Annotated in this window: 13 protein-coding genes; 4 read left to right on the forward strand and 9 right to left on the reverse strand. The window is 68.5% G+C overall.

Annotated features, from left to right (window positions below; translation table 11 throughout):
* Positions 1-810, forward strand: an 810-nt coding sequence (locus AC31A1_RS37805) for an AbfB domain-containing protein (RefSeq protein WP_489657623.1), incomplete at its 5' end; no start/stop codon positions are given.
* Positions 811-820: 10 nt separating this feature from the next.
* Here AC31A1_RS37805 and AC31A1_RS37810 read toward each other — a convergent pair.
* From AC31A1_RS37810 to AC31A1_RS37850, 9 genes are all read right to left on the reverse strand, one after another.
* Complete coding sequence (locus tag AC31A1_RS37810) at positions 821-1,204, reverse strand: VOC family protein (protein ID WP_489657624.1); 384 nt, start codon at positions 1,202-1,204, stop codon at positions 821-823.
* 38 nt (positions 1,205-1,242) lie between these two features.
* Positions 1,243-1,581, reverse strand: a complete 339-nt coding sequence (locus AC31A1_RS37815) for a metal-sulfur cluster assembly factor (RefSeq protein WP_019060535.1) — start codon at positions 1,579-1,581, stop codon at positions 1,243-1,245.
* Positions 1,578-2,051 (reverse strand): Fe-S cluster assembly sulfur transfer protein SufU, encoded by a 474-nt coding sequence (gene sufU / locus AC31A1_RS37820; RefSeq protein WP_489657625.1) that lies wholly within the window; start codon positions 2,049-2,051, stop codon positions 1,578-1,580. Before sufU ends, AC31A1_RS37815 begins: the two co-directional genes overlap by 4 nt.
* Positions 2,052-2,067: 16 nt before the next feature.
* Complete coding sequence (locus AC31A1_RS37825) at positions 2,068-3,324, reverse strand: cysteine desulfurase (protein ID WP_318015600.1); 1,257 nt, start codon at positions 3,322-3,324, stop codon at positions 2,068-2,070.
* Complete coding sequence (gene sufC, locus AC31A1_RS37830) at positions 3,321-4,088, reverse strand: Fe-S cluster assembly ATPase SufC (RefSeq protein ID WP_405994106.1); 768 nt, start codon at positions 4,086-4,088, stop codon at positions 3,321-3,323. The genes AC31A1_RS37825 and sufC overlap by 4 nt, the downstream gene beginning before the upstream one ends.
* A 7-nt stretch (positions 4,089-4,095) precedes the next feature.
* Positions 4,096-4,416, reverse strand: coding sequence for a non-heme iron oxygenase ferredoxin subunit (locus tag AC31A1_RS37835; RefSeq protein ID WP_489657626.1), 321 nt, complete (start codon positions 4,414-4,416; stop codon positions 4,096-4,098).
* The gene (sufD, locus tag AC31A1_RS37840) at positions 4,416-5,597 is read right to left on the reverse strand and encodes a Fe-S cluster assembly protein SufD (protein ID WP_489657627.1); all 1,182 of its coding nucleotides are present in this window, start codon (positions 5,595-5,597) and stop codon (positions 4,416-4,418) included. Before sufD ends, AC31A1_RS37835 begins: the two co-directional genes overlap by 1 nt.
* A gap of 61 nt (positions 5,598-5,658) precedes the next feature.
* Positions 5,659-7,083 carry a Fe-S cluster assembly protein SufB gene (gene sufB, locus AC31A1_RS37845; protein ID WP_362978710.1) on the reverse strand — a complete coding sequence of 475 codons (1,425 nt, stop codon included), beginning with the start codon at positions 7,081-7,083 and terminating at the stop codon, positions 5,659-5,661.
* Positions 7,080-7,811: a helix-turn-helix transcriptional regulator gene (locus AC31A1_RS37850; RefSeq protein ID WP_489657628.1), complete on the reverse strand. Its 732-nt coding sequence runs from the start codon at positions 7,809-7,811 to the stop codon at positions 7,080-7,082. The genes sufB and AC31A1_RS37850 overlap by 4 nt, the downstream gene beginning before the upstream one ends.
* Before the next feature lie 160 nt (positions 7,812-7,971).
* Between AC31A1_RS37850 and AC31A1_RS37855 the strand changes: the two genes are divergently transcribed.
* The 3 genes from AC31A1_RS37855 to AC31A1_RS37865 form a co-directional block, all read left to right on the forward strand.
* Complete coding sequence (locus AC31A1_RS37855; RefSeq protein ID WP_489657629.1) at positions 7,972-8,820, forward strand: AAC(3) family N-acetyltransferase; 849 nt, start codon at positions 7,972-7,974, stop codon at positions 8,818-8,820.
* A gap of 10 nt (positions 8,821-8,830) precedes the next feature.
* Entirely contained in the window at positions 8,831-9,754 is a 924-nt protein-coding gene (locus tag AC31A1_RS37860; protein WP_489657630.1) for an ABC transporter ATP-binding protein, read from the forward strand.
* Positions 9,751-10,454 (forward strand): ABC transporter permease (locus AC31A1_RS37865; RefSeq protein WP_489657631.1); only part of this gene is annotated, 704 nt, incomplete at its 3' end. The genes AC31A1_RS37860 and AC31A1_RS37865, both read left to right, overlap by 4 nt.

A 10,454-nucleotide genomic window follows, 5' to 3' on the forward strand; every position in this document is an offset into this window, starting at 1 on the left:
GCCCCCGACAGCTCCCGGGCCCCCGGAACCCGCCGGCTCTATCTCGCCGGGGCGCTCGCCATCACCACGATCGTCGTGTGCGTCACGGCGATCGTCGTGACGGACAAGCAAACTGACGACACGTCACGCACGAAGAAGGCGGACCCGACGGCACCGGCCGGCGCGGACGGCCCCGGCCTGCTCTCGTACGCGTCCCCGTCGAAGCAGAGCACGCCGACGCCCGACGAGCACAAGTCGAACTCGGCCTCGGCGAAGGCGCCCGGCACCACGCCGTCCGCCACCGCGGAACCCAGCTCGAAGCCCGCCGGGAAGTCCCCGTCGCCGTCCAAGTCGACGTCGTCCCACGGGAGTTCATCCGGCTCGTCGGGTGGGTCGGGCTCCTCGTCCTCCACCGCCTGGAAGTCGGTCCGCTCGGTCAACTACCCAGACCGCTACTGGCAGGTGAGCGGCGACTTCGTCAAGCTCAACCCGGCCGGCTCCGCCGCGGCCCGCCGCGCGGCCACCTTCAAACTGGTCAAGGGCCTTGCGAACAGCTCCTGTTACTCCTTCACGACGGCCGACGGCACCTACCTCCGCCACCGCAACTTCATCCTCCGCGCGGAACGCGACGACGGCTCCCCCCTCTTCAAACAGGACGCCACCTTCTGCCCCCGCCCGTCGCCCTACTCCGGCGCGGTGATGCTGGAGTCGGTCAACTACCCGGGCCGCTTCCTCCGCCACGAGGACTTCCAGCTCAGGCTGGACCGCTACCAGGACAGCACGCTGTACCGGTCCGACTCGGCGTTCCGGTTGGTGGCCGGGCTCGACTAGGCGGGCTCGACTAGGCGGACGTGTCACGAAAGGCGATCAGCGAGGCCTTGGGCCGCAGGACGCAGAACTCGTTGCCCTCGGGGTCGGCGAGCACCACCCAGCCCACGGCCTCGCCCTGCCCGATGTCGACCCGCCGCGCGCCCAGCGCGAGGATACGTTCGACCTCGGCCTCCTGGCCCTCCGGGGCGAGGTCGAAGTGCAGTCGGTTCTTGACGGTCTTCGGCTCACTCACCGGCATGAAGCAGATGCCGGTCTCCGCGAACTCCCCTGGCCCGATGACCACTTCACGCGGTTTCTCGGACAGCACCCGCCAGTCCAGCACCCCGCACCAGAAGCGGGCGAGCCCCGGCAGATCGTGCGTGTCGATGACGATGTGATGCAAAGAAACGGCCATACCCCGAAGGTATGGCCGTTTCCGGTGAGTCGGCAGGCTCAGACGTTGAACCCCAACGCCCGAAGCTGGTCCCGTCCGTCGTCCGTGATCTTGTCCGGGCCCCACGGCGGCATCCACACCCAGTTGATGCGGAGTTCGTTGACGAGGCCGTCCGTCGCGGACTTGGCCTGGTCCTCGATGACGTCCGTCAGCGGGCAGGCCGCCGAGGTCAGGGTCATGTCGATGGTGGCGATGTTGGCGTCGTCGATGTGCACGCCGTAGATCAGGCCGAGGTTGACGACGTCGATGCCCAGTTCGGGGTCGACGACATCGAGGAGGGCCTCGCGGACCTCCTCCTCGGAGGCGGGCTTGATCTCCATGGTCTCGGTGTCACTCATGCCATCTTCCTTTCCGCGTCGGAGTCGGCTCCGCCCAGGGCCTGGGCCGTCGCGTCCTTCCACGCCATCCAGCTGAGGAGGGCGCACTTCACCCGTGCCGGGTACTTGGAGACGCCGGCGAACGCGATCGCGTCCTCCAGCACCTCCTCCATCGCGTCGTCGGGCTCGATCCTGCCCTTGGACTGCATCAGCTCCAGGAAGGTCTCCTGGATCTTCTGCGCCTCGGACAGTTCCTTGCCGACGAGGAGGTCGTTCAGTACGGAGGCCGATGCCTGGCTGATGGAGCAGCCCTGGCCCTCGTAGGAGATGTCCGTGATCTGCTCGCCGTCGTACTTCACGCGCAGCGTAATCTCGTCGCCGCACGTCGGGTTGACGTGGTGCACCTCGGCGTCGCCATCCCGCAAGCCCCGGCCGTGCGGGTGCTTGTAGTGGTCCAGGATGACTTCCTGGTACATCGAATCCAGCTTCACGATTCCAGCCAGCCCCTCAGCCGAAGAAGTTCCGTACGTGCTCCAGACCGTCGACCAGTGCGTCGATCTCGGCCGGCGTGGAGTACAGATAGAACGACGCTCGCGTGGTCGCAGGAATTCCGTAGCGCAGGCAGACGGGGCGGGCGCAGTGGTGGCCGACCCGGACCGCGATGCCTTCCTCGTCCAGCACCTGGCCCACGTCGTGCGGGTGGATGTCACCCAGCGTGAACGAGATCGCCGCGCCCCGGTCCTCGGCCGTGGTGGGGCCGATGATCTTCAGGTCGGGGACGTCCAGCAGGCGCTTCACCGCGTACTCGGTCAGCGCGTGCTCATGGGCGAGGATCTTGTCCATGCCGATCGCCGACAAGTAGTCGATCGCCGCGCCCAGACCGACCGCCTGCGCGATCGGCGGGGTGCCCGCCTCGAACTTGTGCGGGGCGGGAGCGTATGTCGACGAGTGCATCGACACGGTCTCGATCATCTCGCCGCCACCCAGGAACGGGGGGAGGTCTTCGAGCAGCTCCTGGCGGCCCCAGAGGACGCCGATGCCCGTCGGGCCGCACATCTTGTGGCCGGTGAAGGCCACGAAGTCGGCCTGGAGGGCCTGCACGTCCAGCGGCATGTGCGGCGCGGCCTGCGAGGCGTCGATCAGGACCAGGGCCCCGACCTCCTGCGCGCGGCGCACGATCTTCTCGACAGGGTTGACCGTGCCGAGGATGTTCGACACCAGGACGAAGGAGACGATCTTCGTCTTCTCCGTGATGATCTCGTCGATGTTGGAGAGGTCCAGGCGGCCGTCGTCGGTGAGGCCGAACCACTTCAGCTTCGCGCCCGTGCGCTGCGAGAGCAGCTGCCACGGCACGATGTTGGAGTGGTGCTCCATCTCCGTGATGACGATCTCGGTCTCGTGGTCCACGCGGTAGGGCTCGTCGGCCCAACCCAGCATGTTCGCAACGAGGTTGAGCGACTCGGAGGCGTTCTTGGTGAAGATCACCTCGTCGCGGCTGGGCGCGTTGATGAACGTCGCGACCTTGTCGCGCGCGCCCTCGTACAGCGCCGTGGCCTCCTCGGCGAGCACATGCACACCGCGGTGGACGTTGGCGTTGTAGCGCTCGTAGTACTCGTTCAGGGCGTCGAGCACCTGGCGCGGCTTCTGCGAGGTCGCCGCGTTGTCCAGGTACACGAGCTTCTTACCGTCGTGAACCGTGCGGTCCAGGATGGGGAAGTCCTTGCGGAGCGCCTCGGTGTCGAGGAGGCCCGGCAACTGTGTCACGCGGATACGCCACCCTTCGTGGTGTAGGCCTCGTAGCCCTCGTTCTCCAGCTTGTCGGCGAGTTCGGCGCCGCCGGACTCGACGATTCGGCCGCCGGAGAAGACGTGCACGAAGTCGGGCTTGATGTAGCGCAGGATGCGCGTGTAGTGCGTGATCAGCAGGGTGCCGACCTCGCCGGTCTCGCGGACGCGGTTGACGCCCTCGGAGACGACGCGCAGGGCGTCGACGTCCAGGCCGGAGTCGGTCTCGTCGAGGATCGCGATCTTCGGCTTGAGCAGCTCCAGCTGAAGGATCTCGTGGCGCTTCTTCTCACCGCCGGAGAAGCCCTCGTTGACGTTGCGCTCGGCGAAGGCCGGGTCCATGGAGAGGCGCTCCATGGTCTCCTTGACCTCCTTCACCCACGTACGCAGCTTGGGGGCCTCGCCGCGGACGGCGGTGGCGGACGTACGGAGGAAGTTGGAGACCGACACACCGGGGACCTCGACCGGGTACTGCATCGCGAGGAACAGGCCGGCGCGGGCGCGCTCGTCGACGGACATCTCCAGGACGTCCTCGCCGTCGAGGGTGACGGTGCCGCCGGTGATCGTGTACTTCGGGTGGCCCGCGAGCGAGTAGGCGAGGGTCGACTTGCCGGAGCCGTTCGGGCCCATGATGGCGTGGGTCTCGCCCTGCTTCACGGTGAGGTCGACGCCCTTGAGGATCTCCTTCGTGGCGTTGTCGGCCTCGACGGTGACGTGCAGGTCGTGGATTTCAAGCGTTGCCATGGGTTCCTCAGGACTCCTGGGTGAGGGAGACGAGCACGTCGTCCCCTTCGATCTGTACGGGGTAAACGGGTACGGGGCGGGTGGCGGGAAGGCCGGACGGCTTGCCGGTGCGCAGGTCGAACGCGGAGCCGTGCAGCCAGCACTCGATCTGGCAGTCCTCCACCTCGCCCTCGGAGAGCGAGACGTTCGCGTGCGAGCAGATGTCGTTGATCGCGAACACCTCCCCCCCGGTCTTCACGACCGAGACCGGCGTGCCGTCGAGTTCCACCCGCTTCGGGGTGTCCTCCTCCAGCTCGCTCAGCCCGCAGGCGCGCAGGAAGGCCGACATCAGACCGACGCCTCCAGCTCCGCGTCGATCTTCTCCAGCAGCCGCTCCTGGATGTCGGCGACACCGATCTGCTGGACCAGTTCGGCGAAGAAGCCGCGGACGACGAGACGACGGGCCTCGTCGGCCGGGATGCCGCGGGCCATCAGGTAGAAGAGCTGCTCGTCGTCGAAACGGCCGGTAGCACTCGCGTGGCCGGCGCCGACGATCTCGCCGGTCTCGATCTCCAGGTTCGGCACGGAGTCGACCCGGGCGCCGTCGGTCAGCACGAGGTTGCGGTTCATCTCGTACGTGTCGGTGCCCTCGGCCTTGGCCTCGATGAGCACGTCGCCGATCCACACCGCGTGGGCGCCCTCGCCCTGGAGCGCGCCCTTGTAGGCGACGTTCGACTTGCAGTGCGGGGTGTTGTGGTCGACCAGGAGACGGTGCTCCTGGTGCTGGCCGGCGTCCGTGAAGTACAGGCCGAACAGCTCGGCCTCGCCGCCGGGTCCGGCGTAGGCCACGCGCGGGTGCAGTCGTACGAGGTCGCCGCCGAAGGTGACGACGAACGACTTGAACGTGGCGTCCCGGCCGATCAGGGCGTTGTGCTGGCCGACGTGTACGGCCTTGTCGTCCCAGTCCTGGACGGAGACGACGGTCAGCTTGGCGCCGTCGCCGAGGATGTAGTCGACGTTGGCGGCGAGGACCGCGTCACCGGTGTGGTCGATGACGACGACGGCCTCGGCGAAGGCTCCCAGCTCGACGACCTGGTGGCCGTAGGCGACCCCGCCCTCGCCGTGCACGACGATGCGGATCGGCTCGGTCAGGACCGTCTCCTTGGGGACGGTCACGACCGAGGCCTTCTCGAAGGACGAGTAGGCCTGCGCGGCCACGCGGTCCACCGGGGTGCCGGCCTTGCCGAGCCGCGCGTCGTCACGGCCGACGGTCTCCACGGTGACCCCCTCGGGGGCCCCGATGGCGACCTTCACACCGTCGCCGGTGGCGACCGCGGTGCCGTCGTGCAGCCCGCGCAGGCGTTCCAGCGGGGTGAACCGCCACTCCTCCTCGCGGCCGTGGGGGACCGGGAAGTCCGCCACGTCGAAGGACGGGGGCGCGCTCATGCGCGTGGCGACGGTCGACTCGGCGGCAACGGCCACCGCGCCGGCGGTGGTGGACCCCACCGGAATACTCTGAGCCTCAGCCATGGCTGTCGGTCTGCTCTCTTTCCTGCGTCAGAATTCGCTTGCTGCTTACAGAGGACCGGTCTTAACCGACCGAGCCTTCCATCTGCAGTTCGATCAGCCGGTTGAGTTCGAGCGCGTACTCCATCGGCAGCTCCTTGGCGATCGGCTCGACGAAGCCGCGCACGATCATCGCCATCGCCTCGAACTCGGTCAGACCGCGGCTCATCAGGTAGAAGAGCTGGTCCTCGGAGACCTTGGAGACGGTCGCCTCGTGGCCCATGGACACGTCGTCCTCGCGGACGTCCACGTACGGGTACGTGTCCGAGCGGGAGATCGTGTCGACGAGCAGCGCGTCGCACAGCACGTTCGACTTGGAGCCGTGGGCGCCCTCGCCGATCTCGACGAGACCGCGGTAGGACGTACGACCGCCGCCGCGCGCCACCGACTTGGAGACGATGTTGGACGACGTGTTCGGCGCCATGTGGACCATCTTGGAGCCGGCGTCCTGGTGCTGGCCCTCGCCCGCGAAGGCGATGGAGAGGGTCTCGCCCTTGGCGTGCTCGCCCATCAGGTAGACGGCCGGGTACTTCATCGTCACCTTGGAGCCGATGTTGCCGTCGATCCACTCCATGGTCGCGCCCTCGTAGGCGACGGCGCGCTTGGTGACCAGGTTGTAGACGTTGTTCGACCAGTTCTGGATGGTCGTGTAACGGCAGCGGGCGTTCTTCTTGACGATGATCTCGACGACCGCGGAGTGCAGCGAGTCCGACTTGTAGATCGGGGCCGTGCAACCCTCGACGTAGTGCACGTAGGCACCCTCGTCGACGATGATCAGGGTCCGCTCGAACTGGCCCATGTTCTCCGTGTTGATCCGGAAGTACGCCTGCAGGGGGATCTCGACCTGCACGCCCTTCGGCACGTAGATGAAGGAACCGCCGGACCAGACCGCGCTGTTCAGCGACGCGAACTTGTTGTCGCCGACCGGGATGACGGTGCCGAAGTACTCCTTGAAGAGCTCCGGGTGCTCCTTCAGCGCGGTGTCGGTGTCGAGGAAGATGACGCCCTGCTCCTCCAGGTCCTCACGGATCTGGTGGTAGACGACCTCGGACTCGTACTGCGCGGCGACACCGGCGACGAGGCGCTGCTTCTCCGCCTCGGGGATGCCGAGCTTGTCGTACGTGTTCTTGATGTCCTCGGGCAGGTCCTCCCAGGACTCCGCCTGCTTCTCCGTGGAGCGCACGAAGTACTTGATGTTGTCGAAGTCGATGCCGGAGAGGTCGGAGCCCCAGTTCGGCATGGGCTTCTTCTCGAACAGGCGCAGGCCCTTGAGGCGGAGCTTGGTCATCCACTCCGGCTCGTTCTTCTTGCCGGAGATGTCCCGGACGACGTCCTCGTTGATGCCGCGCTTCGCGGAGGCACCGGCCACGTCGGAGTCGGCCCAGCCGTATTCGTAGGTACCCAGACCCTCAAGCTCGGGGTGGGCGGTCTCCTCGATGGGGAGCGTCATGCGGGGTTCCTCCCGGCGGTACGTGCAGATGCGTGCGGTGGATCGGAAACGGTCTTGGAATTCTTCGGGATAAACGTGGTGCACACGCCGTCGCCGTGGGCGATGGTGGCCAGTCGCTGGACATGGGTGCCGAGCAGTTGGGAGAAGATCTCGGTCTCCGCCTCGCACAGTTGCGGGAACTGCTCGGCGACATGGGCGACGGGGCAGTGGTGCTGGCAGAGCTGCTCACCGACCGGTGCGCTACGCGCCGTAGCAGCGTACCCGTCCGCGCTCAGGGCCTTGGCCAGGGCTTCCGCGCGGTTCTCGGGGGCGGCGGCCTCGACGACCTTGCGGTAGGCGACGGCCTGGGCGGCCATGCGGTCACGGGCGAAGGCCACGACCGCCTCGTCCCCGCCCTCGCGCGCCGCGATCCAGCGCAGCGCGTCCGCGGCGAGCTTGTCGTAGGACTGGTCGAAAGCGTCGCGACCGCAGTCGGTCAGGGCGAACACCTTCGCGGGCCGACCGCGCGTGCGCGCTCCGTAGACCCGCTGCTCACGTGCTTCCACGACGTCGTCGGCGACGAGTGCGTCGAGATGACGGCGTACGGCGGCCTGGGTCAGCCCCAGCCGGCCGGCGAGGTCGGCCACGGTCGACGGGCCGTGGTCCAGGATGGAGCGCGCGACACGGTTGCGGGTGGACCGCTCACCGGTCGCGAGTTCCTCCTGCGGAGCCTCGCCAACGTTTTTCACAACGCCATTGTTGCGTAATTCCTCAGAGGCAGGCAACCCGCGTCCGGCGGATGGACGGTGCGCTGCATCACTTAGGCATACCTAATCCGACCTGCGAAAACGATCTTTGATCGATCAATCCACTGGCGCCACGGACCCCCATCGAGGACACTCCACGACCATGCCCACACCCCCTCCCACCGGCCCACTTGTCACCCGGGACACAGTCGCCGCACAACTGCGCGAGCTGGGCGTCCGCCCCGGCGAAATCCTCCTCGCACACACCTCCCTCAGCTCCCTCGGATGGGTCTGCGGAGGCGCCGTGTCGCTCGTCCAGGGACTCCTCGACGCCCTCGGTCCGGACGGCACCCTGGTCGTCCCCACCCAGACCGGCGACCTCTCGGACCCGGCCCACTGGGGAAACCCGCCGGTCCCGCGCGAGTGGTGGGACACCATCCGCACCTCCATGCCGTCCTACGACCCTCTCGTCACGCCCTCGCGAGGCGTCGGGGTCGTCCCGGAGACCGTCCGCACCTGGCCCGGCGCCGAGCGCTCCGCGCACCCGCAGACGTCCTTCGCGGCGCTCGGCCCGCGCGCGGGCGAGATAGCCGCCGGCCACGCGACCGACTGCCGGCTCGGCGAGCGCAGCCCGCTGGCCCGCCTGGAGGCCCTCCACGCGCGCGTGCTGCTGCTCGGCGCGGGCTACGACGCCTGCACGAGCTTCCATCTCGCCGAGTACCGCGTCCCGTCCCCGCTGGTCCAGGTCGGCCGCCCCGGACCGGACGGCTGGGAGACGGTGACCGAGGTGTCGATCACCTCCGACCGCTTCGACGAACTGGGCCACGACTTCGAACGGGACCGTCCGGTCCTCCGGGGGAAGGTGGGCGCGGCCGAGGCACGCCTGTTCCCGGTGGCGGACGCCGTGGCGTACGCGGAACGGTGGCTGCCGCTGCACCGCCCCCGTGAGGAGGAGGTCCCGTCCGGGGGAGATCCCGCACCCGCCCGCCTGAGGCGCGGGCCGCGTACCTAGACTCGGGCCCATGCGAAGTGAGCCCGTGCTCCAGGTCCAGGCCCTGGTGAAGCGGTACGGCACGAAGACCGCGGTGAACGGCCTCGACCTGGTGGCCGATACGGGTGTCACCGCGGTGCTCGGTCCCAACGGGGCGGGCAAGACGACCACGGTCGAGACCTGCGAGGGGTACCGGAGGCCGGACGCCGGCACGGTGCGCGTCCTGGGCCTCGACCCGGTCCGTGAGTCCGCCGCGCTGCGTCCCAGAATCGGCGTGATGCTCCAGTCCGGTGGCGTCTACTCGGGCGCCCGCGCCGACGAGATGCTCCGCCACATCGCCAAGCTGCACGCGCACCCGCTGGACGTGGACGCGCTCATCGAGCGACTGGGGCTCGGCAGTTGCGGCCGCACGACGTACCGCCGTCTGTCCGGGGGCCAGCAACAACGCCTCGCGCTCGCGATGGCCGTCGTAGGCCGCCCGGAACTGGTCTTCCTGGACGAGCCGACGGCGGGTCTGGACCCGCAGGCCCGCCGTGCGACCTGGGACCTGGTCCGGGACCTGCGCACGGACGGTGTCTCCGTCATTCTCACGACCCACCACATGGACGAGGCCGAGCAGTTGGCCGACGACGTGGCGATCATCGACGCGGGGAAGGTCATCGCGCAGGGTTCCCCCGAGGACCTGTGCCGCGGCGGCGCCGAGAACACCCTCCGCTTCATCGGCCGCCCCGGCCTCGACGTCGGCTCCCTCCTGAAGGCCCTCCCGGCCGACTCCACGGCCGCCGAACTGACCCCGGGCTCCTACCGCGTCGGCGGCAAGGTCGACCCGCAACTGCTCGCCACGGTCACCTCCTGGTGTGCGCAGCACGGGGTGATGCCGGAGAAGATCTCGGTCGAACGGCACACCCTGGAGGACGTTTTCTTGGAGCTGACCGGCAAGGAGCTGCGCTCATGACCACGACTGTCCCGGGGACGTACACCCCGCAGCCCGGGGCGGCCCCGCTCCCCCGCATGATCGCGGCACAGGCGGCCATCGAAACGAAGATGCTCCTACGGAACGGCGAGCAGCTCCTCCTCACGGTGGTCATCCCGACCCTCCTCCTGGTCCTGTTCAGCTCGGTGGACATCGTCGACACCGGCAAGGGCAAGTCCGTCGACTTCCTCACCCCCGGCATCCTCGCCCTGGCCGTGATGTCGACGGCGTTCACCGGCCAGGCCATCGCCACGGGCTTCGAGCGCCGCTACGGCGTCCTGAAGCGCCTCGCATCCTCTCCGCTGCCTCGCTGGGGCCTGATGACCGCGAAGACGGCGTCGGTGCTCGTCACGGAGATCCTCCAGATCATCCTGCTGACGGCGATCGCCTTCGCGCTCGGCTGGTCCCCGCACGGCAACCCGTTCGCGGTGTTCCTGCTCCTGATCCTCGGCACGGCGGCCTTCTCCGGCCTCGGCCTGCTGATGGCGGGCACCCTGAAGGCGGAGGCCACGCTGGCCGCCGCGAACCTGGTGTTCCTGCTGCTGCTCGTCGGCGGCGGGGTCATCGTCCCGATGGACAAGTACCCGCCCGGCGTCCAGGACGTACTCGGCCTGCTGCCGATCTCGGCACTCTCGGACGGCCTGCGGGACGTGCTCCAGCACGGGGCCGGGATGCCGTGGGC

This window comes from Streptomyces sp. P5F9, assembly GCF_057961495.1.

Excerpts from the sequence above, each read along its gene's own strand:
- AC31A1_RS37835 (WP_489657626.1), bottom strand. The coding sequence starts at position 4,416 with ATGTCGGCCTTCCTGCGCGCCTGCGGGCTGAGCGAGCTGGAGGAGGAC.
- AC31A1_RS37855 (WP_489657629.1), top strand. The coding sequence starts at position 7,972 with ATGCCCACACCCCCTCCCACCGGCCCACTTGTCACCCGGGACACAGTC.
- AC31A1_RS37860 (WP_489657630.1), top strand. The coding sequence starts at position 8,831 with ATGCGAAGTGAGCCCGTGCTCCAGGTCCAGGCCCTGGTGAAGCGGTAC.
- AC31A1_RS37815 (WP_019060535.1), bottom strand. The coding sequence starts at position 1,581 with ATGAGTGACACCGAGACCATGGAGATCAAGCCCGCCTCCGAGGAGGAG.
- sufD (WP_489657627.1), bottom strand. The coding sequence starts at position 5,597 with ATGGCTGAGGCTCAGAGTATTCCGGTGGGGTCCACCACCGCCGGCGCG.
- AC31A1_RS37810 (WP_489657624.1), bottom strand. The coding sequence starts at position 1,204 with ATGGCCGTTTCTTTGCATCACATCGTCATCGACACGCACGATCTGCCG.
- sufC (WP_405994106.1), bottom strand. The coding sequence starts at position 4,088 with ATGGCAACGCTTGAAATCCACGACCTGCACGTCACCGTCGAGGCCGAC.
- sufB (WP_362978710.1), bottom strand. The coding sequence starts at position 7,083 with ATGACGCTCCCCATCGAGGAGACCGCCCACCCCGAGCTTGAGGGTCTG.